This is a genomic window from Hoeflea sp. IMCC20628, from assembly GCF_001011155.1.
Lineage (GTDB): Bacteria > Pseudomonadota > Alphaproteobacteria > Rhizobiales > Rhizobiaceae > Hoeflea.
Map to the genome: position 1 here is coordinate 2,006,134 of NZ_CP011479.1, position 21,279 is coordinate 2,027,412.

The window sequence follows — 21,279 nt, forward strand, 5'->3', positions numbered from 1 at the left end:
TGAATGGGTGCAACACCACAGACGAACCACCAAATCATCAGGTTTGCGGGGCTGCAGCCTTGATCATCTGAACGCCATTGATCTTGAAGCTTCCATCGGGTTGGCGCTCGAGAGAATAAAGCGCGGTCCAGTCCTGACCGCCCGGACCCTGGATGATGACCTCTTGCACGATACTGGTCCCGTCGGCTGCAGCCTTGGAGCGGCCAAACGCGAAATTGCCCGGCCGGTAGACCGGTTGATAACCGCGCTTGACCATATCGAAGAACCGGCTCTCATCGGGGTAGAGCTGCTTGATCGCCGGTGCGGCATAGGAATAGGCCGTGGTTGCGTCATCGCTTAAAAACGCATCAATCTGGCTCTCGATAATGATGCGGGCATCCGCCGCGTCATCGGCGCGCGCTAAGGTCGGCATCAGCATCAGCGCACTGAGCAATGCCGCCGGCGCGGAAATCGTGTGGAACAGGTTTTTCATCATCAGCCTCCATCTTGCAAAAGATAGGACGCAAACAACGAAAGGAAAGTTTCATCAAGCCGCGCGCGCCGCTTCAGGGTATCAGAATGGTCTTGCCGATGGCGCCGCGGTCGAGAATGCGCTTCAGCGCCGTTGCGGCCTTGGCCAAAGGCTGGCGTTCATCAATGCGCGGCTTGATCAGGCCGGTGGAATGCCAGGCGAAGAGTTCGCGGTTGTTGGCGGCATAGACTGACGGTTCCTTGGCGACGAAGGAGCCCCAGAACACGCCAATCAGCGAATATTCCTTCAGCAGCACCAGATTGACCGGCAGTTTCGGGATTTCACCTGAAGCAAAACCAACCACCAACAACCGGCCATTGCGGGCCATGGCGCGAGCCGCGACATCAAAACCGGCGCCGCCGACCGGGTCAAAGGCAACATCGACGCCGCGACCGGGGAAGGACTTCAACGCCTCCTTCAAGCCTTCATAGGGCAGGGCGACATCGGCACCGGCCTCAAGGCAGGCGGTCTGCTTTTCCGCCGTGGACGCCACCGCTATGACATGGGCGCCGATGGCCTTGCCGATGGAAACAGCTGCCAGCCCGGTCGAGCCGGCGGCACCCAGCACCAGCAGCGTTTCGCCGGGCTTCAGATTGGCCCGCTGCCTCAACCCGTGGTGCGCGGTACCCCAGGCGCACATCAGCGCGCAGGCATCCTCGTACGCCATGGTGTCGGGAAGCGGGAACACGCGGTTAGCCGGCGCCAGCACTTTTTCGGCATAGCCGCCTAAATCCAGCAAGGTGACGACACGATCGCCCGGCTTGACGTGGATGACCTTGTTGCCGGTCGCCTCGACCACACCGGCCGCTTCCATGCCCGGCACGAACGGCGTCTCGGGCTTCATCTGGTAGAGGCCCTGAACCAGCAATTCGTCGGGATAGTTGACGCCGATGGCTTCCGATCTGATCACAACCTCGTCCGGGCCTGGCTCAGGGTCGGGCAGGTCGCGATATTCCAGATTGGAGACTGGTCCATACGCAGGGCAAACAATCGCTTTCATGGATCAGACCTTTTCCTGGGTGTAACGCTTGAGCTCATGACGCGCCACCTGGCGGCGATGCACGGCATCGGGACCATCGGCCATCCGCAACGTGCGTAATTGCGTCCACATCCGCGCCAGTGGCGTGTCCTGTGATATGCCCTGGCCACCGAACATCTGCACTGCTTCATCGGTGACTTTCAGCGCCACCCGCGGCGCAACCACCTTGATCTGGCTGATCCATGGTGCTGCGGCACGGGCATCGCCCTGATCCATCATCCAGGCGGCCTTGAGGCACAGAAGCCGCGCCTGTTCGATCTCCATGCGGCATTCGGCAATGATGTCGTAATTGGCGCCGAGCTGGGCGAGCTTCTTGCCGAAGGCCTCGCGGTCGAGCGACCGTTTGCACATCAGTTCAAGCGCCATTTCAGCCTGGCCGATGGCGCGCATGCAATGGTGGATCCGTCCCGGTCCAAGCCGGCCCTGGGCGATTTCAAAGCCCTTGCCTTCGCCAACCAGCAAATTGCTGACCGGCACCCGGACATCGGTGAAGCGGAGATGGAAATGGCCATGCGGTGCGTCGTCCTGGCCATAGACCTGCATTGGTCGCAGTTTTTCGATACCCGCGGTATCGGCCGGCACCAGAATTGTTGAATGCCGGGCATGTTTGGGCGTGTCGTCGTCACCGGTGCGAACCATGACGATATAGATTTTGCAGCGCGGATCGCCGGCCCCCGAAGCCCACCATTTCTCGCCATTGAGCACATAGTGATCACCATCACGAACGCTGGACATCGAAACATTGGTGGCGTCTGACGAGGCCACATCGGGCTCGGTCATCAGATAGGCCGAGCGGATGTCGCCATTGAGCAGCGGTTCAAGCCACTGCTTCTTGTGCTCAGGCGTGGAGTAGCGGTCGAGCACTTCCATGTTGCCGGTGTCGGGTGCCGAGCAGTTGAAGGTTTCGGCGCCCAAATGCGCCTTGCCCATTTCTTCGGCGAGATAGGCGTATTCGACTGTAGTCAGCCCGTCGTCAGCCTGGGTGTGCCACAGGTTCCACAACCCGCGCGCCTTGGCCTTGGCTTTCAGGCCCTCGAGAATTTCGGTCTGACGGGCGGTATAGCTCCAGCGGTCGCCTTGCGCACCGACTTCAGCGAGAAACTCGTCGTCCAGTGGCATGATCTCGTTGCGCACCATATCCCGCACGGCTTCCAGAATAGGCTGCAAATGAGCTGTCACACCCAAATCCATCTTGCTTGCGTCTGTCAAAGCACTCTCCCGCATCTCGTGTGGTATGGTATTCGCAGCATTCTCCGAATCTTCCCTTTACGCACACGTCAATTGTTTGTCATGCTAGCGGTCACCGGTTCGGGCGGCAATTGTCCGAGGGCAATTCATCCGGAATTCAGCTCCGGACGCATGTCATGGATCACCAGCGGGCAAAGGATACAGAAATGAGCTATGTGGAAGACCTGTTTTCGGTGAACGGCAAGATCGCGCTGGTGACCGGCGGCGCGACTGGAATTGGCAGGATGATCGCCACAGGACTTGTGCAGGCCGGCGCCCGGGTTTTGATCGCCTCACGCAAGGGCGAAGACTGCGTCAAGGCAGCCGAAGAGCTCAACAATCTAGGCGGAACCGGATCGGCGGAGGGATTTGCCGGTGATGTCGGGACTGCCGAGGGCGTCACGGCCCTGGTTGAAGCGGTCAGGTCGCGGACCGACAAACTGCATATTCTGGTCAACAATGCCGGCGTCACCTGGGGCGCGGATTATGCCGGTTTTCCCCATGCTGCCTGGGCCAAGGTGATGTCGGTCAATGTCGCGGGCCTGTTCACGCTGACGCGGGATCTGACGCCCTTGTTGCTCGCTGCCGCCAGCGATACGGACCCGGCGCGGGTGATCAATCTCGGATCGATCATGGGCACCCAGCCTGCAGCCGATGGCGCCTATTCCTATTCGGCGTCTAAAGCTGCGGTGCATCATCTGACCAAAATTCTTGCCGAAGAGCTTGCAACCCAGCGCGTCACCGTCAACGCCTTTGCGCCGGGACCATTTCAAAGCCGGATGACCGCCTTTGCCACGACAAGCGATGAGCAGGTCGACAAGGTTGGCGCCGGCGTTCCGCTGGGCCGTATTGGCGCTCCCGACGATGTGGCGGGCGCCACGATTTATCTGTGCAGCCGTGCCGGAGCCTATGTCACCGGCGCAATCCTACCCATCGATGGCGGATTGTCTGTGCAACACGCCATCCGTCTGTTCAAGGATGCCTGAGATGGAAGCCGAACCCTTTGACATGGAAGCTCTGGCGGACGAGTTGCACGAACTCGTGCCGGGATTTTCCGGTCTGCATGCGATTGAAAAATTCAACACCGGACAATCCAATCCGACCTACCGGGTGGAAGCCGATAGCGGGCGCTATGTGTTGCGCGCCAAGCCGCCGGGAACGCTTCTGAAATCCGCGCATCAGGTGGACCGCGAATACCGGGTGATGCAGGCTTTGGCCGGCAATGATGTGCCGGTGCCCAAGGTTTATGGACTGTCTGAAGAGCATAGCGCGATCGGCCGGATGTATTTCGTCATGGAACTGGTGGAGGGACGGATTTTCTGGGATCCGGCATTGCCGGAAGTCAGCAAGGAGGAGAGGGCGGCGATCTATGACGGCATGAATGATGTTCTGGCGCGGCTGCACCGGGTTGATCCGGAAGCAGCCGGACTGGCGGATTATGGCCGCTCGGGCAACTATTTCGCCCGGCAGATCCGGCGCTGGAGCGAACAGTATCTGGCCACCAAGACCGATGACTTGCCGGATATGGACCGGCTGATGGATTGGCTTTGGGAAAACCTGCCCGATGATGACGGACTGGTGACGGTGGTTCATGGAGACTTCCGGCTCGACAACATGATTTTTTCTGCACACGGCGAGAGGGTTCTGGCGCTGATCGACTGGGAACTTTCGACCCTGGGTCACCCGCTGGCCGACCTTTCCTACCAGTGCATGCAGTGGCGGCTGCCACATGCCAGCGGATTCAGGGGCCTGGGCGGGCTCAATCTGCCCGAACTCGGGATTCCGAACGAAGCAGATTACATCGCGCTCTATTCCGAGCGGAGCGGCATTGCCGTCGACAACTGGACGTTCTGTCTGGCGTTTTCATTTTTCAAGCTGGCTGCAATCTTGCAGGGCGTCTACAAGCGCTCGCTCGACGGCAATGCGTCCAATCCGGAGCGCGCCAACGAGATTGGCAAGGCGGTGCCGTTGCTGGCGCTGATGGCCAATGAGGTCATTTCCGGAAAGGCTTGAGAATGGCGAATTTTGAAGGTCGGGTGGTGATACTGACCGGCGCCACCGGCGGCTTCGGCCGAGCTGCAGCGCGCTTCTTCACCGACGCCGGCGCCAGCTTGGTGCTGAGTGATCTTGCAGCGGAAACTCTGGAAGATCTGGCGGGTGAACTGGGTGGCGACACGGTTGTCGTGGCCGGAGACATAACTGATCCGGACTTGTCCGAACGGCTGGTTCAAACAGCTTTGTCACGATTCGGACGTCTCGATGTGGCGGTCAACAATGCCGGGATTGCCCATGACATGACGCCATTGCCGAAAACGCCGCTCAAGGTGGCGCGGCAGATCATTGATGTGGATCTGATGGGCGTGTTCTACGCCATGCGGGCGCAACTGCCGGTTCTGGAAAAGCGTTTTCGCGACACCGGCGAATCCGGAGCCATCGTCAACGTCGCTTCCGTCGCCGGTGTGGTCGCGGCACCAATGCTGTCGGTGTATGCTGCGGCAAAGCATGGTGTGGTGGGACTGACCAAATCAGCTGCGATTGAATATGCACGCCGCGGCGTGCGGGTGAACGCATTGTGCCCGTCATTCGCGCGGACGCCGATGGTCACCGGATTTCTTGAACAGGCTGGACGTAGCCACGATGAGGCCGAAGCTGCTTTGGTGCGATCTATTCCCATGGGCCGGTTGGCCGAAGTGGACGAGGTGATCGCCGGTCTGGCATTTCTGGCCGATCCCGCGTCGAGTTTTATCACCGGGCAGACGCTGCAGATTGATGGCGGATTGTCGGCGGCATAACGGGCCACGTATTTCTGGGCTACAGTTTACGCACATCGGTTGAGCGATCTGGCGGATTGAACTTCAAGATCAGTAGGCGCACAGTTGCGACACCATAATTATCCGGAGGCATGACCATGCAAGAACTCACTCACTTTATCGGCGGCAAGCACGTCAAGGGCACATCTGGCCGTTTTGCCGATGTGATGAACCCGGCCACGGGCGAAGTTCAGGCACGGGTTCCGCTGGCCTCGAATGAGGAAATGGCTCAAGCAGTGGCAGTGGCCGCCAAGGCGCAAATCGGCTGGGGCGCGACCAACCCGCAGAAACGCGCCCGGGTGATGATGAAGTTTGTCGAACTGCTGCACCGTGACATGGACAAGCTTGCAGAAGCGCTGTCGCGTGAACACGGCAAGACAATCCCCGATGCCAAGGGCGACGTGATGCGCGGTCTTGAAGTGGCCGAGTTCTCGTTTGGCGCGCCGCATCTGCTGAAGGGCGAATTCACCGAGGGCGCTGGTCCCGGTATCGACATGTACTCGATCCGCCAGCCGCTGGGCGTGGTCGCCGGCATCACGCCGTTCAACTTCCCGGCGATGATCCCGATGTGGAAATTCTGCCCGGCGATTGCTGCGGGCAACGCTTTCATCCTCAAGCCTTCCGAGCGTGATCCGTCCGTGCCGATCATGCTGGCCGAGCTGATGAGCGAAGCGGGCTTGCCGGACGGCATTCTCAACGTCGTCAATGGCGACAAGGAAGCGGTCGATGCGATCCTCGACCATCCGGAAATCATGGCCATCGGTTTTGTCGGCTCGACGCCGATCGCGCAATATATCTATGCCCGAGGCTGCGCCAACGGCAAGCGCGTCCAGTGCTTTGGCGGCGCCAAGAACCACATGATCATCATGCCTGATGCTGATCTGGATCAGGCAGTGGACGCGCTGATCGGTGCGGGCTACGGCGCGGCAGGCGAACGCTGCATGGCGATTTCGGTTGCTGTTCCGGTGGGGCAGGAGACGGCAGACCGGCTGATCGAAAAGCTGACACCACGCGTCGAAGCCCTGAAGATCGGGCCCTACACTGCCGGCAATGATGTCGATTTCGGACCGCTGGTAACCCGCGAAGCCCGCGACCGCGTTCTCGGACTGGTCAACTCCGGAGTGGAGCAGGGCGCCAAGCTGGTGGTCGACGGCCGTGACTTCAAGCTTCAGGGCTACGAGAACGGCAACTTCATGGGCGGCTGCCTGTTCGATAATGTCACCCGCGACATGGACATCTACACCCAGGAAATCTTTGGGCCGGTTCTGTCGGTGGTGCGTGCGCCGAACTATGAGGAAGCGCTGCGTTATCCGATGGAACACGAATATGGCAACGGCACCGCGATCTACACCCGCGATGGCGACGCGGCGCGTGATTTTGCCAGCCGGATCAATATCGGCATGGTCGGCATCAATGTGCCGATCCCTGTGCCGCTGGCCTACCACACCTTCGGCGGATGGAAGAAATCCGGCTTCGGTGATCTCAACCAGCATGGTCCGGATTCTTTCCGGTTCTACACGCGCACCAAGACGGTGACCGCGCGCTGGCCTTCCGGTATCAAGGACGGTGCCGACTTCAACATCCCGACGATGGGCTGAAGACACGGCGGCGACATCAATTCAGAGACGGGGAGGTTAATAGCCATGGACTTTGAACTGAACGAGGAACAACAGGCGATTTTCGACATGGCGCGCGAGTTTGGCGCCGAGAAGATTGCCCCTTTCGCCGCCAAGTGGGAAAAGCAAGAAGCCATCCCGCGCGAGGTGCTTGAAGAAGCAGCCGCGCTCGGGCTGGCCTCGATCTACGTGCCGGAAAGCGATGGCGGCTCGGGTCTGAGCCGCCTCGATGCGACGCTTGTGTTCGAGGCATTGTCGATAGCCTGTCCGTCGGTCGCCTCGTTCATCTCGATCCACAACATGTGCACCTGGATGATCGCGACATACGGATCAGACGAGATGAAGGCGCGGTTGCTGCCCGATCTCGTCACCATGAACAAGATCGCATCCTATTGCCTGACCGAGCCAGGTTCGGGTTCCGACGCCTCGGCGCTGAGGACCCGCGCTGACCGGACCAATGAAGGCTATAAGCTCAACGGCACCAAGGCGTTCATCTCGGGTGGCGGTTTTTCCGACCTCTATCTGGTGATGACCCGCACCGGTGCGGATGGCCCCAAGGGTATCTCGGCTGTTGTCGTCGAGAACGGCACGGCCGGACTTTCCTTCGGTGCGCCGGAAGACAAGATGGGCTGGCGCTCGCAGCCGACATCAGAAGTGCAGTTTGATGATTGCGTCATTCCGGCAGAGAATCTGCTCGGCGAGGAAGGTGCGGGTTTCCGCTACGCCATGAGCGGGCTTGATGGCGGACGGCTCAACATTGCCGCGTCGGCGCTTGGCGGCGCGCAATCGGCACTCGACAAGACGCTGACCTATATGGGCGAGCGGCAAGCCTTCGGCAAATCCATCGACCAGTTTCAGGCGTTGCAGTTCCGGCTTGCCGACATGGAAACCGAAATGCAGGCGGCGCGGATTTTCCTGCGCCAGGCAGCGAGCAAGCTCGACCGCAAGACGCCCGACGCGACCAAATATTGCGCCATGGCCAAACGCTTTGTCACCGACACCGCCTTCAAGGTTGCCAATGACGCGCTGCAACTGCATGGCGGTTACGGCTATCTGGCCGATTATGGCGTGGAAAAGATCGTCCGCGATCTGCGGGTGCACCAGATCCTGGAAGGCACCAACGAGATCATGCGGGTGATCATTTCACGCGCACTGCTTTCGGAGCGTGCCGCATGAGCATCCGCATTCGCAAGATCGGGCGTATCGGCCAGATCACGCTGCAGCGACCCGAAGCGCTCAATGCCGTGACCTATGACATGGTGCTGGCGATCGAAGCAGCCCTTGATGGCTGGCGCGACGATGAGCGCGTGGCTTGCGTGCTGATTGATGCGGGAGGACACAAAGCATTCTCAGCCGGTGGTGATCTGCAGTTCATGTATGACACGGCGTCGAAAGGTGATTTCGAGCCCGGCCGGACATTCTGGCGCGACGAATACCGGCTCAATGCCAAGATCGCGGCCTACCCGAAGCCCTATATCGCGCTCTGCCAGGGCTTCACCATGGGCGGCGGCGTTGGCGTCTCGCTGCATGGCTCGCACCGGGTGGTGGGCGAGAGCTCGAAAATCGCCATGCCTGAATGCGCGGTGGGGTTGGTTCCCGATGTCGGCGGAACGTTGTTGCTGGCGCGCGCGCCGGGGCGGCTGGGTGAATATCTCGGTATCACCGGCTACAGGATGAACGCGTCTGACGCGATTCTGGCCGGCTTTGCAGACTATTTCATCCCCGAGGCAGAATGGTCCAGCTTGACCGAAACGTTGATTGAGACCGGAGACTGGTCTGTAGTGGCGGCGCTGGCGCGGGATCCCGAAGACGGCCCGTTGATGGGGTTGCGCGCGCAAGTGGATGCGCATTTTGGCAAGGACAGTCTCGCAGATATTCTGGCCTCGCTTCCCGGTGATGACTGGGGTGTGGCAACAGCCAAGTCGATTCGCGCCGGTTCGCCGCTGTCGACAAATTGCACTATCGAACTGGTGCGCCGGGCGCGTGAAAGCAACTATATCCAGGCGGCGCTGCAACAGGAATACCGCTTCACCTCGCGCAGTGCGTCCGAAGGTGATTTCGTCGAGGGCATTCGCGCAGCCATCATCGACAAGGACAGAAATCCGCGCTGGCGTCATGCAAGTGTCGATGACGTGACGGCTGAGACGGTGGCGGCGATGCTGTCCGAGCCGCCAGGCGGCGACATAGGATTCTAGCGCGGCTGTTGCCGCCAGACATGTGATTAATCGATAGGGAGGTCGCTATGAAAATCGGATTTATCGGACTGGGTAATATGGGTGCGCCGATGGCTGCCAATCTGCTCAAGGCCGGGCATGAAGTCACGGGCTTCGATGTCGCCGGCGTTACCGTCGAAGGTCTAGCCAATGCGGGCTCGGCGGCAGACGCTGCGGCCGGCAAGGATGCCGTGATTACCATGCTGCCCAATGGCGAGATCCTGCGGTCGGTCTATGCCGAGATCGTACCCGCCGGAGAGGCGGGTGCGGTATTCATCGATTGCTCGACGGTTGACGTCGACAGCGCCAAAGCAGCGCACGAGATGGCAAAATCGGCCGGGCTACTTTCGGTCGATGCGCCGGTTTCGGGTGGCATCGGCGGAGCTGCTGCCGGCACTTTGACCTTCATGGCTGGCGGGTCCGCGGACTCTTTTGCCAAGGCAATGCCTCTGTTTGAGGTGATGGGTGGCAAGACTGTGCATTGCGGCGAGGCGGGTGCCGGGCAATCGGCCAAGATCTGCAACAACATGATTCTCGGCATCTCGATGATCGGCGTCTGCGAAGCCTTTGCGCTGGCCGACAAGCTCGGCCTCGACCGCCAGAGCCTGTTCGACGTGGTCTCGACCTCGTCCGGATCCTGCTGGTCGGTCAACGCCTATTGCCCGGCGCCCGGCATCGGCCCGAAAAGCCCGGCCGACAATGACTACAAGCCCGGATTTGCCAGCGACCTCATGCTCAAGGATCTCAGACTTAGCCAGCAGGCTGCCGAAAGTGTCGATGCCGCCACCCCGATGGGCGCGCATGCCACCGAAATCTATGCCGACTTTGTTGCCGGAGACGGCAAGGGTATGGATTTCTCCGCGATGCTGCCGCATCTGATGGGCAAGGGCCGCGCGTAGAGCCGGTTCGCCGGTTCTCGACCGCGCATGCTGGCCTTCGCATGCGTCAGGCATCCAGTCTTGCGCCGGACAGTTTCATACGTGATTGCAGAAGTCTGCTGATATGGCGCTGATCCATTCTGAAATGGAGAAACCAGGCCCTACCAGCGCGACAAGCATCAGTTGATGATCTCGACATTGATGTAGGTGAGCCTGCCTCTGCGGCCATAGATCTCGACATAGATTTGGGCGCCGCCGCTGAGCAAAGCTTGGGTGGTGCTGTTGTCGAAGTCGGCATTGCGGAGCAGGGCTTCCATGGTCGCGCGGTTGTCGGCGCTGGCAAAGAACGGATCATCCTCGTCGCCGGGCTGGCTGATGCGGTATTGGTGGAAATTGGCCCGGTCCTGGCGCAGCACCTGCCAGGGCTCGGTCAGTTTCTTGCCGGCGGTGTTGTAAAGATCGTCGACATCGATCATAGCGGAGTAGGTGCCGACAATCTCGTCATTGTCGTCGGCCGGATTGCCGGTCTGATCGGCATAGAACTCGCGATCCATCTCGATCTGGGACTGAATGTCGCCGACACATGCGTCGGGTAGCAACTGCCAGTTTTCTTCGGTTTCAAAGCAAGGGCCGAGATTCTGGCCCTCACAGATTTTCGATGCAAGTTCGTAACAGAGATCGCTCTGGGCCCTGGCCGGAGCAAGGGTGACGGCAAGCGCAAGTATGGCGAGAGCTGAAAACCGGGTGATCAACATGGGGAACCGTGGTGTTGGAGTGGGGACGCAGCTGCTGGACGGCTAGGATGAACGCCGCGGGAATGCCGGTGGCGAATGCGTCAGCTGATTTGGCCGTGACCGCCTGGTCAGCGAACATGTATCGCTTGAGGTTTGTGCCCGTGGGTGCGTTCACATCATATCCGCAGATGAAACAAGTTGCACTCGGGTTTGTTACCTCTGATTGAAATGGTTTAAAATGAAGCACGGCAGGGCGTTTATTCGAATGTAACTTCAATCCCGCTGAATGTTCTTGCGCTCAATTGGTGATTGATCCGAGATTATAGAAATCCCTCATATCCCCGCACCAACAGGGCCTGGGAGAATTTTGCGCGAAGGTTGATAGTTACATTTACAACTGATCAGATGGGCTCATGTTTGAACAGCCATCGGAGTGCCCAATGACGCATGCTTATATGCCGGGTTTTGGAAATGATTTTGAAACCGAAAGCCTGCCTGGCGCATTGCCGCAGGGTCAGAATTCGCCGCAGCGCTGTGCTTACGGGCTCTATGCCGAACAGCTCTCCGGTTCGCCATTCACCGCGCCGCGCGGCACCAATGAGCGGTCCTGGCTCTACCGGATTCGCCCCAGCGTGCGTCACACCACCGATTTTCGGGTGATTGACCGGCCGGTATGGAAGTCTGCGCCGCATCAGGTCTCCGACGTTCTCTCGCTCGGCCAACGGCGCTGGGATCCGACACCCTATCCTGACGGAGCCGTGCATTTTCTCGATGCCCTCCACACGGTCACCACGGCAGGTGACGTCGTCGGGCAGGTCGGAATGGGAACTCATGTCTACGCGCTGACGGCGGACATGGACGATGACTATTTCTTCAATGCCGATGGCGAAATGATGATCGTGCCACAGGAAGGTGCGCTGAGCATTTTCACCGAGATGGGCATTATCGACGTTGCACCGCTGGAAATTGCCGTGCTGCCGCGCGGCATGATGTTCAAGGTCAAGCGTGGCGAAGGCGTCGAGCGGGCGCGCGGCTATGTCTGCGAAAATTACGGCGCCAAATTCACCCTGCCGGAACGCGGCCCGATTGGCGCCAATTGCCTGGCCAATCCGCGTGACTTCAAGACCCCGGTCGCAGCCTTTGAGGACAAGGAGACCACCTGTCTGGTCCATATCAAATGGTGCGGTGCATTTCATGTTACCGCGATTGGTCATTCACCGCTCGATGTGGTTGCCTGGCACGGCAATTACGCGCCCTACAAATATGATCTACGGACCTTCTCACCGGTTGGCGCGATCGGTTTTGACCATCCCGATCCGTCGATCTTCACCGTTCTGACGGCGCCATCGGGCGAGGCGGGCACGGCCAACATCGATTTCGTGATCTTCCCGCCGCGCTGGCTGGTGGCCGAGCACTCGTTTCGCCCGCCCTGGTACCATCGCAATATCATGAGCGAATTCATGGGTTTGATCGAAGGACAGTATGACGCCAAGGAGGAAGGTTTTCTGCCCGGCGGCATGAGCCTGCACAACATGATGATGCCGCATGGCCCCGATCATGACGCCTTCGAAAAGGCCTCGACGGTGGAGCTGAAACCGGTCAAACTGACCGATACGATGGCCTTCATGTTTGAAACCCGTTTCCCACAGATGGTGACCCGCTACGCCGCGGAGCTCGAAACCTTGCAGACCGGCTACGTCAATTGCTGGGAAGGCCTCGAGCGGAAATTTGACGGCACGCCGGAAACCGGTGGCTGGTCGGGGGCCAAGTGAGCCATCCTCAGGTCATGACCGGCTGCAATCGACCGCCCAATTTGGGCAGAGATCGGCCGGACTTGCCTTTGACACGCACCAAACCACAAAGGAAAACCGCATGAAACTTGCCACACTCCGTGATGGAAGCCGTGATGGCCGTCTGGTCGTCGTCTCGCGCGATCTGACCCGCGCCTCCGGCGTGCCGCACATTGCGCGCACGCTTCAGGCAGCGCTGGATGACTGGAAACATGTCGCGCCGCGGCTTCAGGATGTGGCCGATATGCTGGAAACCGGGGCGGAGCCGACCGAACGGTTTCACGAGCGCGAAGCGCTGTCGCCCTTGCCACGGGCCTATCAGTGGGCCGACGGCTCAGCCTATGTCAATCACGTCGAGCTGGTGCGCAAGGCGCGCGGCGCCGAGATGCCGGAAAGTTTCTGGGAAGTTCCGCTGATGTATCAGGGCGGATCCGACACGTTTCTGGCCCCGCGCGGTCCAATCCGGATGGCGGATGAAGCCTGGGGCATCGATTGCGAAGGCGAAGTGGCGGTGATTGTCGGCGACGTGCCGATGGGTGCGGACATAGAGACCTGCCGTGCGGCTATCGAACTGGTGATGCTGGTCAATGATGTGAGCCTGCGCGGCTTGATCCCGGCGGAACTGGCCAAGGGGTTCGGCTTCTTCCAGTCGAAGCCGTCCACCGCATTCTCGCCGGTAGCGGTCACGCCAGATGATCTGGGTGACGCCTGGGATGGCGGCAAGCTGCATCTGACCCTTGATGTCGATCTCAATGGCGAAGCTTTCGGGCGTGCCAATGCCGGTGTCGACATGACCTTCGATTTCCCGCAGCTGATCGCGCATGCGGCCAAGACCCGCGCACTCTGCGCCGGCACCATCATCGGCTCGGGCACGGTGTCCAACAAGGGGCCGGGCGGTGATCCGGGCAAGCCGGTGGGCGAAGGCGGCGCTGGCTATTCCTGCATTGCCGAGATCCGGACGATCGAAACAATCGCCACTGGCAAGCCAGTCACCCCGTTCATGAAATTCGGCGACACCGTTCGCATCGACATGAAGAACGCCAATGGCCATTCTATCTTTGGCGCCATCGAGCAAACCGTTGAAAAATATTAGGAACCACTGATGAGCAAGAAATTCGCATCCGCCGGCGACATGGCGGAAAAACAGATCTCGTTCACCGAGATCGGGCGTGACCTGTGGGCATTCACCGCCGAGGGCGATCCCAATTCCGGCGTCATCATCGGGGATGACAGCGTCATGGTGATCGAGGCGCAGGCAACCCCGCGGCTAGCCAACAAGGTGATCGAAAAGATCCGGTCCGTGACCGACAAGCCGATCACCCATCTGGTGCTGACCCATTACCACGCGGTGCGGGTGCTGGGCGCATCGGCCTATAAAGCCCCCACCGTGATCATGGGCGATGTCGCTGGTGCCATGGTTGCCGAACGCGGCCAGGAAGACTGGGACAGTGAATTCCAGCGGTTTCCGCGGCTGTTTCAGGGCCATGAGAGCATTCCCGGCCTGACCTGGCCGACCACCACATTCTCCGAGCGGATGACGGTCTATCTCGGCAAGCGCCGGGTCGACCTGATGCATCTTGGCCGCGCCCACACCGCCGGCGACATCGTTGCCTGGGTGCCGGACGAGGAAGTCATGTTCACCGGCGATATCGTCGAATATCACTCTGCGTGCTATTGCGGCGATGGTCACTATGAGGACTGGGACGACACGCTGGATCTGATCAGCTCGTTCAATCCGCAGTCGATCGGGCCAGGCCGCGGCGATGCGCTGATCGGACCGGAAATGGTAGAGGCGGCGATCGACAGTACCCGCGATTTCGTCGAGTCGACCTACCGGCCCGTTGCCAAGGTTGTGGCCCGCGGCGGCACCTTGAAGGAAGCCTGGGACGCGGTGCGGGCCGAATGTGATCCGAAGTTCAAGGATTACGCCATCTACGAACACTGCCTGCCGTTCAACGTCGCCCGCGCCTATGACGAGGCCCGCGGCATCGACACGCCACGGATCTGGACAGCGGAACGCGACGCCGAAATGTGGGCACAGCTGCAAGGCTGAGTGCATTTTGGGGGCGGTTGTTGCCGCCCCTTCGATGTCCGGGAGGTGTCATGGGCAAGATTTTTGAGGTTCCGCTGTATCCCTATCAACGATCAGCCGATCAGGATGCTGCCACGCCGGTGCGCTATCCGGTGGTGGTGGTCGGCGCCGGACCTGTAGGGCTGGCGCTGGCGATTGATCTGGCGATGCAGGATGTTGCGGTCGTTGTGCTCGACGAGAACGACAAGGTCAGCTGGGGATCTCGCGCCATTTGCTTCGCCAAGCGGCCGCTCGAGATCCTCGACCGGCTCGGCTGTGGCGACCCGATGGTCAACAAGGGCGTGATCTGGAATCTCGGAAAGGTCTATTTCGACGAACGCCAGGTGTTCGGATTCAACCTGCTGCCCGAGCAAGGCCACAAGCGCCCGGCCTTCATCAATCTGCAGCAATATTACCTCGAGCAGTTTCTGGTCGAGCGGGTCAGGCAGTTGCAGGCCGAAGGCAAGCCGATCGAACTGCGCGGCGCCAACAAGGTGCTCGACGTCAAGCAGGACGAGACCGGCGCGCAATTGACCGTCGGCACGCCGGAGGGACCTTACCAGCTTGAGGCAGACTGGGTGGTCGCCTGCGATGGCGCAGCATCGCCGATCCGGACGCTGCTGGGGCTCGATTTCACCGGACGGGTGTTTGAGGACAATTTTCTGATCGCCGATGTGGTGATGGAAGCCAAGTTTCCCACCGAACGCTGGTTCTGGTTCGACCCGCCGTTCAATCGCGGCCAGTCGGCGCTGCTGCACAAGCAGCCCGACAATGTCTGGCGCATCGACTTCCAGCTTGGCTGGGACATTGACCGCGACGCGGAACTCAAGCCGGAAAACATAGACCGCCGCCTAAGGGCGATGCTCGGCGACGAGATCAGCTATGAGCTGGAGTGGAGTTCGATCTACACCTTCCAGTGCCGCCGCATGGACCGGTTCCGCGAGGGCCGGGTGGTGTTTGCCGGCGACTCGGCGCATCAGGTGTCGCCCTTCGGCGCCCGCGGCGCCAATTCCGGCCTGCAGGACACCGACAATCTGGCCTGGAAACTTAAGCTGGTCCTCGATGGTAAGTCACCGTTTACGCTTATCGACAGTTATGATCTCGAACGTGTCCATGGCGCGGATGAAAACATTCTCAATTCCTCGCGCTCGACCGATTTCATCACACCAAAATCCGAGATCAGCCGGATCTTTCGCGATGCGGTGCTGGATCTGTCCGAGCGTTATGAGGCGACACGGCCGATGGTCAATTCGGGGCGATTGTCGGTGCCGTGCACCTATGACAGCTCGCCGCTCAATGGCCCGGATTGCGCATTGATGCCGGAGCGCACCCGTCCGGGCTCGCCGATGGTGGATGCGCCGGTCCCCGGCGGTTGGCTGCTCGATCAACTGGGAAGCCGGTTCCAACTGTTGACCATCAATGCGGATGCGCCGGAACGGATCGAGGTCGAAGGTGTGACGGTTAAGCGGCTGGCGCTGTCGCTTGCTGATGATGCCGATAGCTATCTCACACCGCGATATCTCGGAGACGCGGGTTCTGCGATCTATCTGGTGCGGCCAGACCAGCATGTTGCGGCACGCTGGGACCATTTTGACGAGACGGCTGTGAAAAAGGCGCTGCTCACAGCGATCGGGAGATAATCCATGGCAGAGCTGAATACCAAGGCCAATATCCCGGCGCCGGATGATTTTTATGCCGAATTGCTGGCGATTCACGATGGTCTGAGCAAGGCGGATAGCGATGCGCTCAATGCGCGGCTGGTCCTGCTGCTGGCCAATCACATCGGCGACCGTGAAGTGCTGTCGCAGGCCCTGCGCGCCGCCGTACTGAAAGAGTAAGGATCATCTGATGGACAAGCCGGTTCTCTATGACTATTGGCGCTCGTCGGCGAGCTACCGGGTGCGGATCGCGCTCAATCTGGCTGGCATCGACTACACGCCGGTTGTCGTCAATCTGCTCAAGGGCGAGCACAAGGCCGCTGACAATCTCGAGCGCAATCCGCAAGGGCTGGTGCCGTCACTGGAGATAGACGGGCTGATGCTGACCCAGTCGCTGGCCATCATCGAATATCTGGTAGAGACCCGCGGCGTGTCATTGCTCCCAGACGAGGCCGCCGATCGGGCCCGGGTGAGGGCGCTGGCGCATGCCATCGCCATGGATATCCATCCGGTCTGCAATCTGTCGGTGGTGGGGCACGTGCTTGAACTGACCGGTGGCGGCGACGCGGTGCGCCAAGCATGGATGCAGCGCTTCATCAGCCAGGGATTGGCCGCCTTCGAGGCGCTGCTTGACCACCCGACGTCAGGAAGCTTCTGCCACGGTGATGGGCCCGGCCTCGCCGATATCTGCCTGATTCCGCAGATCTACAATGCCGAGCGCTGGGGCGCGGATATCTCAGGGTTCAAACGCATTCAGGCAGTCCGGGCTGCTTGCGATCAGATCCCGGGCTTTGCCAGGGCGCATCCTGACAACAATAATTTTTGATCAATATCAAAGCCTTGTGAGGCGTTTTTCAATTCGAGTCAGAAATTTGGCGCGGCTTTCCGGTGTCGATTTGTCCATCAGATAATGCGCCATGAACAGGCGGCGGCAGCGCTTGCCGCAAAGGGCGCGCATGCCGCGCAGGATTGTGCGCTTGCCGGGATGGGCAACAACATAGGACCACCAGCGCGGCGCGCCACAGGTGGTGATCACGCCCAGGAGATTTATATGGGTCATCAGCGGTTCGATCGGGCCGGGGCCGTCAGGGATCCGGAACGTCAGCTCCGGCGTCCAGACCCGGTCGAGCCAGCCCTTCAGCATGGCCGGCATGCCATACCACCAGGTCGGGTAGACGAACAGCAATCCCTCCGCCGCCTGCAACCGTTCGGCATGGTTTGGGAACGGGTGATCAGCCAGTTTCATTTCATTGTAATGGCGGCGTTCGTCGGCCGGCATCACCGGATCGAAGCCTTCGGCATAGAGATCAAGAAGATCAACCTCATGACCGGCTTTGGCGAGAGCCTGCACGACCGTATCGCGGATGCTGGCGCAAAAGCTTTCGGGCACCGGGTGGCAATAGACCAGAAGAATACGCATTACAGCTTGTCCAGTGCGGTTTGCACACGCGCCATGAAGGCGTGCCGCGTCTTGTCGGTGGAAAGGTTCATTTCGTAGTGGGCGAGATAACTGACAGACGCGCCGGGTCTGACGGTTGCGCGCAACATGCGGTTGGCGATCTTGCGCGGCGGATCGCCCATCAGCCAGGAGCGAAAACGCGAACCTCCGTAAGAGGTCACGACGACAATTTTGCCGATATTGCGCAAGGTCGGCTGGACCTTGCCATTGACCAGACCGAACGAAACACCGGGAAGAAACACCCGGTCAAACCAACCCTTTAGGATTGCCGGGAAGCCGTAGTTCCACACCGGATAGACCAGCACCAGGGCTTCTGCCTTGAGCAGACGGTCGACATAGGCTTCAACCGGCTTCCGGTTGGCATCAAGGTCATGATAATTCAGCCGTTCTGCTTCGCTCATGACCGGATTGAAGCCGTCCTGGTAGAGATCGATGACATCGACCTCGTGGCCGGCTTTGGGCAGCTGCTCAACGGTCATGCGGAACAGGCCCGCGTTGAAGCTTGACGCAACCGGGTGCGCGTGGACGACGAGAATACGCATCTTATTGCCTCAACTTGCCTGCTTCAAACCCTTGAACAACCAGGTTTTTCCCGAACCGAAATCATAATCCGGATCGTCCCAGGCGATCATCTTACCGGGATTGAGCAGGCCCTTGGGATCGGCTTGGCGCTTGAAGGCCAGCTGGATCTCGTCGGTCTGCTTCATGCCACCTTCTTCGAGCGTGTAGCGGTGCGGATTGAACACCGGGCAGCCATGGGCATTGTGCAGATCGATGATCTCGTCGAGTCGCTCTTCGGTCGAATAACGGATCAGCGGCAGGCCGAAACAGGTGATGTCGCCATCGAAACGGACAAATTCGAGATGCGATATCAGCTCGCCGGGGAACATCCTGTCCATCTTCGAGGTGAGCTCAAGCTGGTTAGGAAACGGGTACAGCGTCTGCAGATAGGTCCAGGCCGGATCGACCCGCAGCGCCCGCAAGGTGGTGTGGTTCCAGGCCAGCTCGAACACCGGCGGCAGGCCCTTGAGCTCGCCTGCAGTTGTGGCGTCGAAGACGATCTCGCCGCTGTGCCGGGCGGTGAACGCCTTGAAGGCGTCATGGCTGTGCGGCGCCACCATGACCAGAACCACGCTCTGGCCTTCCGTAAGGAACTTCTGATGGCGCTTGAAATAGTCAAACGGGCAGGGGGCCGCGACGACAGAGATCAGCTTTGTGAGAATGCCGTCCTGGCGGGCCAGCGCATTGGCATAGACGGTCGCCTCGTCGAAGCTGTCAAAGCCGACAATGGCGTCGACCCAGTCATAGGCCGGCGCCAGCGGCATTTCGATTTCGGTAATGATGCCGTTGGTGCCGTAGGCGTGAGTGACCTTGTGAAGGTCCTCGCCGGTGAGTTCGAGCACTTGCGGCTCTTCTTCCATGGTGACAACGCGCAGGCGGATGACGTTGCCGAAATCGCGTAATCCGCCCCAGGAGATCGATCCGACCCCGCCAGAACCGCCGGCGATGAAGCCTCCGATGGTTGCCGTATGGGCGGTGGAGGGATGCATGCGCAGTTCCTGCCCGGAATCTGCGTGGGCGGCCTTGTCGAGATCGGAACAGATAACTCCGGGACCGCAGATCACGCGGCCAAGGGATATCTGTTTGATCTCATTGAGATCGGCAAGGCTCAGAACCACGCCGCCCGACAAGGGCATGGCCTGACCGTAATTGCCGGTTCCTGTGCCGCGCGGGGTGACCGGCACGTCATGGCGATAGCAGGCCTTGAGAACCTGGATCAGCTCTGCTTCGGTCTTGGGAGAGACCACCAGTTCGCCGGTGACATGATCAAGCTGGCGCTTGAGCACCGGCGAATACCAGTAAAAGTCGCGGCTTTTCTGCTGAATGATCTTGTCATTCTGCTCGATCCGGATTCCATCCAGATCGGCAATCAGTGCGGTCATGTCCATTGTTCAACGCTCCATCAAATCATCAAGGACCTGGTAGTCAGGGACAGTCGCGTCAATGAGCTTTCCATCGCGGATAAGTGTTCGGCGGCTTTCAGGGCGGGACAGAAGTTCAGTCAGGCTTCTACCCCGAAACAACACCAGATCGGCTTTGCCGCCCGGTGTGAGGCTGCCCGCGTCTGCCATTCCCATGGCGCGGGCAGGATTATTGGCAATTGTGGCCGGCCATTCGCCGACCGGATGGTCAAAATGCAGGATCCGTGTGGCTTCGCGGTAGACCTCGAGCACATCGAGATCGCCATAGGCATAGAACGGATCGCGGGTGTTGTCGGATGAGACACATACATTGATGCCGCGCGCTGCCATTTCGTGCAGCAGCGTGACACCGCGCCAGCGTGGCGTGGTTGCATCCGCACGGCGGTCCTGCAGATACATGTTGCACATCGGCAGCGACACCACAGACAGGCCTGCGCGGGCGACCTTGTCGAGTGTTGCCTTGATGGTGTCATCGGGTTGGCGGGCGAGCGAGCAGCAATGGCCGACAAGGATCCTGCCTTCGAAACCATGACGCAAAGCGGCGTCGGCGATCCGGTCGAGCGAGATGGCCTCGACGTCGTCGGTTTCATCGGCATGAAAATCCAGATCAAGACCCAGATCGATGGCCTTGCGGAACATGCGATCGAGCAAGGCATCAAGATCGGGCACCATATAGGTGACTGCGCCGAGGACGCCGCGATGGCGCGCGACGATGTCGGCCAGCCGGTTGAACCAGGCCTCGTCGCGGGCGGTGTCAATGCCGAACAGGCAGGCGGCCTGAAGCTCGATCCGGCCTTTCCAGCGCTCGCGAACGGTTTCGAACACCGGCCAGGAGATATCTTCCTGCGGCGGCAGTGAATCGAGATGGGTGCGCAGCGCCTTGGTGCCATGGGCATAGGCACAGCTGAGCGAAAACTCCATGCGGCGCTCGACATCCTCGGCCGTCCAGCGAGCTGCGCGGTCTTCGCCAACGGCCGTCAACGCACCGGGAAAACTGCCATCCGGATTGGGCTTGCGCCCCCAGATGTGGCCCTTGTCGATATGGGTGTGGCAATCGACAAAGGCCGGAAAGGCAATGGCTCCGCGGCAGTCGATGCCGGCGTCATCCACGGGTTGGGCAGTGTAGCCGCCAATGGCGATGATGTTTCCGCCAGCGACATCGATCCTGGTCAGGGCGAATCCATCGGCATCAAACACCAGCCCTTCGACGCCTGAGACGTGGGACCGGTGCAGCCTCAGATTGGCGAGCGAGTAGACCCCAGACGTGGGCAGGGTGATGGTCGCCGACATC

The 21,279-nt window shown here is 60.2% G+C and carries 21 protein-coding genes; 13 read left to right on the forward strand and 8 right to left on the reverse strand.

Translation table 11 applies throughout. The features are described from left to right. Positions 1 to 37 precede the first annotated feature (37 nt). The 3 genes from IMCC20628_RS09520 to IMCC20628_RS09530 all read right to left on the reverse strand — a co-directional run bounded on the left by IMCC20628_RS09520 (position 38) and on the right by IMCC20628_RS09530 (position 2,741). Positions 38 to 418, reverse strand: a complete 381-nt coding sequence (locus IMCC20628_RS09520; RefSeq protein WP_047032425.1) for a DUF4864 domain-containing protein — start codon at positions 416 to 418, stop codon at positions 38 to 40. A 127-nt stretch (positions 419 to 545) separates the two neighbouring features. Continuing rightward, complete coding sequence (locus tag IMCC20628_RS09525) at positions 546 to 1,511, reverse strand: NADPH:quinone oxidoreductase family protein (protein ID WP_047030020.1); 966 nt, start codon at positions 1,509 to 1,511, stop codon at positions 546 to 548. A 3-nt stretch (positions 1,512 to 1,514) separates the two neighbouring features. Next, complete coding sequence (locus tag IMCC20628_RS09530; RefSeq protein ID WP_047032426.1) at positions 1,515 to 2,741, reverse strand: acyl-CoA dehydrogenase family protein; 1,227 nt, start codon at positions 2,739 to 2,741, stop codon at positions 1,515 to 1,517. A 203-nt stretch (positions 2,742 to 2,944) separates the two neighbouring features. Between IMCC20628_RS09530 and IMCC20628_RS09535 the strand changes: the two genes are divergently transcribed. From IMCC20628_RS09535 to mmsB, 7 genes are all read left to right on the forward strand, one after another. Beyond that, entirely contained in the window at positions 2,945 to 3,763 is an 819-nt protein-coding gene (locus IMCC20628_RS09535; RefSeq protein ID WP_047032427.1) for an SDR family oxidoreductase, read from the forward strand. A gap of 1 nt (position 3,764) precedes the next feature. Next, positions 3,765 to 4,790 (forward strand): phosphotransferase family protein, encoded by a 1,026-nt coding sequence (locus IMCC20628_RS09540; protein WP_047030021.1) that lies wholly within the window; start codon positions 3,765 to 3,767, stop codon positions 4,788 to 4,790. A 2-nt stretch (positions 4,791 to 4,792) separates the two neighbouring features. Then, complete coding sequence (locus tag IMCC20628_RS09545) at positions 4,793 to 5,569, forward strand: SDR family oxidoreductase (protein ID WP_047030022.1); 777 nt, start codon at positions 4,793 to 4,795, stop codon at positions 5,567 to 5,569. 116 nt (positions 5,570 to 5,685) lie between these two features. Then, complete coding sequence (locus IMCC20628_RS09550; RefSeq protein WP_047032428.1) at positions 5,686 to 7,185, forward strand: CoA-acylating methylmalonate-semialdehyde dehydrogenase; 1,500 nt, start codon at positions 5,686 to 5,688, stop codon at positions 7,183 to 7,185. A 45-nt stretch (positions 7,186 to 7,230) separates the two neighbouring features. After that, positions 7,231 to 8,379: an acyl-CoA dehydrogenase family protein gene (locus IMCC20628_RS09555; protein ID WP_047030023.1), complete on the forward strand. Its 1,149-nt coding sequence runs from the start codon at positions 7,231 to 7,233 to the stop codon at positions 8,377 to 8,379. Next, positions 8,376 to 9,398: an enoyl-CoA hydratase/isomerase family protein gene (locus IMCC20628_RS09560; RefSeq protein WP_047030024.1), complete on the forward strand. Its 1,023-nt coding sequence runs from the start codon at positions 8,376 to 8,378 to the stop codon at positions 9,396 to 9,398. The genes IMCC20628_RS09555 and IMCC20628_RS09560 overlap by 4 nt, the downstream gene beginning before the upstream one ends. Before the next feature lie 47 nt (positions 9,399 to 9,445). Further along, a complete protein-coding gene (gene mmsB / locus IMCC20628_RS09565) occupies positions 9,446 to 10,315 on the forward strand; it encodes a 3-hydroxyisobutyrate dehydrogenase (protein ID WP_047030025.1) in 870 nt (289 codons plus the stop codon). 158 nt (positions 10,316 to 10,473) lie between these two features. Here the strand turns inward: mmsB and IMCC20628_RS09570 are convergent, their stop codons facing one another. Then, positions 10,474 to 11,049, reverse strand: coding sequence for a hypothetical protein (locus IMCC20628_RS09570; RefSeq protein ID WP_052766371.1), 576 nt, complete (start codon positions 11,047 to 11,049; stop codon positions 10,474 to 10,476). 419 nt (positions 11,050 to 11,468) lie between these two features. Between IMCC20628_RS09570 and hmgA the strand changes: the two genes are divergently transcribed. The 6 genes from hmgA to maiA all read left to right on the forward strand — a co-directional run bounded on the left by hmgA (position 11,469) and on the right by maiA (position 17,373). Beyond that, positions 11,469 to 12,800, forward strand: coding sequence for a homogentisate 1,2-dioxygenase (hmgA, locus tag IMCC20628_RS09575; protein ID WP_082128089.1), 1,332 nt, complete (start codon positions 11,469 to 11,471; stop codon positions 12,798 to 12,800). A gap of 100 nt (positions 12,801 to 12,900) precedes the next feature. Next, positions 12,901 to 13,911, forward strand: coding sequence for a fumarylacetoacetate hydrolase family protein (locus tag IMCC20628_RS09580; protein ID WP_047030027.1), 1,011 nt, complete (start codon positions 12,901 to 12,903; stop codon positions 13,909 to 13,911). Positions 13,912 to 13,920: 9 nt separating this feature from the next. Next, positions 13,921 to 14,871: an MBL fold metallo-hydrolase gene (locus IMCC20628_RS09585; RefSeq protein ID WP_047030028.1), complete on the forward strand. Its 951-nt coding sequence runs from the start codon at positions 13,921 to 13,923 to the stop codon at positions 14,869 to 14,871. Positions 14,872 to 14,921: 50 nt separating this feature from the next. Then, entirely contained in the window at positions 14,922 to 16,529 is a 1,608-nt protein-coding gene (locus IMCC20628_RS09590; protein ID WP_047030029.1) for an FAD-dependent oxidoreductase, read from the forward strand. Between the two features lie 3 nt (positions 16,530 to 16,532). Further along, on the forward strand, positions 16,533 to 16,727 hold the full coding sequence (locus tag IMCC20628_RS09595) for a DUF2783 domain-containing protein (protein ID WP_047030030.1): 195 nt from the start codon (positions 16,533 to 16,535) through the stop codon (positions 16,725 to 16,727). Positions 16,728 to 16,737: 10 nt separating this feature from the next. Further along, complete coding sequence (maiA, locus tag IMCC20628_RS09600; protein WP_047030031.1) at positions 16,738 to 17,373, forward strand: maleylacetoacetate isomerase; 636 nt, start codon at positions 16,738 to 16,740, stop codon at positions 17,371 to 17,373. Between the two features lie 6 nt (positions 17,374 to 17,379). Here the strand turns inward: maiA and IMCC20628_RS09605 are convergent, their stop codons facing one another. The 4 genes from IMCC20628_RS09605 to IMCC20628_RS09620 are packed head-to-tail and all read right to left on the reverse strand — an operon-like array spanning position 17,380 to position 21,278. Continuing rightward, the gene (locus IMCC20628_RS09605) at positions 17,380 to 17,967 is read right to left on the reverse strand and encodes an NAD(P)H-dependent oxidoreductase (RefSeq protein WP_047030032.1); all 588 of its coding nucleotides are present in this window, start codon (positions 17,965 to 17,967) and stop codon (positions 17,380 to 17,382) included. Beyond that, a complete protein-coding gene (locus tag IMCC20628_RS09610) occupies positions 17,967 to 18,548 on the reverse strand; it encodes an NAD(P)H-dependent oxidoreductase (protein WP_047030033.1) in 582 nt (193 codons plus the stop codon). Before IMCC20628_RS09610 ends, IMCC20628_RS09605 begins: the two co-directional genes overlap by 1 nt. A gap of 9 nt (positions 18,549 to 18,557) precedes the next feature. After that, complete coding sequence (locus IMCC20628_RS09615; RefSeq protein WP_047030034.1) at positions 18,558 to 19,955, reverse strand: FAD-binding oxidoreductase; 1,398 nt, start codon at positions 19,953 to 19,955, stop codon at positions 18,558 to 18,560. 3 nt (positions 19,956 to 19,958) lie between these two features. Beyond that, positions 19,959 to 21,278 carry a cytosine deaminase gene (locus IMCC20628_RS09620; protein WP_047030035.1) on the reverse strand — a complete coding sequence of 440 codons (1,320 nt, stop codon included), beginning with the start codon at positions 21,276 to 21,278 and terminating at the stop codon, positions 19,959 to 19,961. Position 21,279: the final 1 nt, after the last annotated feature.

Bases quoted from the DNA above. Each gene is read 5' to 3' on its own strand.
- IMCC20628_RS09620 (WP_047030035.1), bottom strand. From the start codon at position 21,278: ATGTCGGCGACCATCACCCTGCCCACGTCTGGGGTCTACTCGCTCGCC.
- IMCC20628_RS09610 (WP_047030033.1), bottom strand. From the start codon at position 18,548: ATGCGTATTCTCGTCGTCCACGCGCACCCGGTTGCGTCAAGCTTCAAC.
- IMCC20628_RS09560 (WP_047030024.1), top strand. From the start codon at position 8,376: ATGAGCATCCGCATTCGCAAGATCGGGCGTATCGGCCAGATCACGCTG.
- IMCC20628_RS09585 (WP_047030028.1), top strand. From the start codon at position 13,921: ATGAGCAAGAAATTCGCATCCGCCGGCGACATGGCGGAAAAACAGATC.
- hmgA (WP_082128089.1), top strand. From the start codon at position 11,469: ATGACGCATGCTTATATGCCGGGTTTTGGAAATGATTTTGAAACCGAA.
- IMCC20628_RS09590 (WP_047030029.1), top strand. From the start codon at position 14,922: ATGGGCAAGATTTTTGAGGTTCCGCTGTATCCCTATCAACGATCAGCC.
- IMCC20628_RS09520 (WP_047032425.1), bottom strand. From the start codon at position 418: ATGCTGATGCCGACCTTAGCGCGCGCCGATGACGCGGCGGATGCCCGC.
- IMCC20628_RS09550 (WP_047032428.1), top strand. From the start codon at position 5,686: ATGCAAGAACTCACTCACTTTATCGGCGGCAAGCACGTCAAGGGCACA.
- mmsB (WP_047030025.1), top strand. From the start codon at position 9,446: ATGAAAATCGGATTTATCGGACTGGGTAATATGGGTGCGCCGATGGCT.
- IMCC20628_RS09580 (WP_047030027.1), top strand. From the start codon at position 12,901: ATGAAACTTGCCACACTCCGTGATGGAAGCCGTGATGGCCGTCTGGTC.
- IMCC20628_RS09570 (WP_052766371.1), bottom strand. From the start codon at position 11,049: ATGTTGATCACCCGGTTTTCAGCTCTCGCCATACTTGCGCTTGCCGTC.
- IMCC20628_RS09595 (WP_047030030.1), top strand. From the start codon at position 16,533: ATGGCAGAGCTGAATACCAAGGCCAATATCCCGGCGCCGGATGATTTT.
- IMCC20628_RS09525 (WP_047030020.1), bottom strand. From the start codon at position 1,511: ATGAAAGCGATTGTTTGCCCTGCGTATGGACCAGTCTCCAATCTGGAA.
- maiA (WP_047030031.1), top strand. From the start codon at position 16,738: ATGGACAAGCCGGTTCTCTATGACTATTGGCGCTCGTCGGCGAGCTAC.
- IMCC20628_RS09605 (WP_047030032.1), bottom strand. From the start codon at position 17,967: ATGCGTATTCTTCTGGTCTATTGCCACCCGGTGCCCGAAAGCTTTTGC.
- IMCC20628_RS09545 (WP_047030022.1), top strand. From the start codon at position 4,793: ATGGCGAATTTTGAAGGTCGGGTGGTGATACTGACCGGCGCCACCGGC.
- IMCC20628_RS09540 (WP_047030021.1), top strand. From the start codon at position 3,765: ATGGAAGCCGAACCCTTTGACATGGAAGCTCTGGCGGACGAGTTGCAC.
- IMCC20628_RS09555 (WP_047030023.1), top strand. From the start codon at position 7,231: ATGGACTTTGAACTGAACGAGGAACAACAGGCGATTTTCGACATGGCG.
- IMCC20628_RS09615 (WP_047030034.1), bottom strand. From the start codon at position 19,955: ATGGACATGACCGCACTGATTGCCGATCTGGATGGAATCCGGATCGAG.
- IMCC20628_RS09535 (WP_047032427.1), top strand. From the start codon at position 2,945: ATGAGCTATGTGGAAGACCTGTTTTCGGTGAACGGCAAGATCGCGCTG.
- IMCC20628_RS09530 (WP_047032426.1), bottom strand. From the start codon at position 2,741: ATGGATTTGGGTGTGACAGCTCATTTGCAGCCTATTCTGGAAGCCGTG.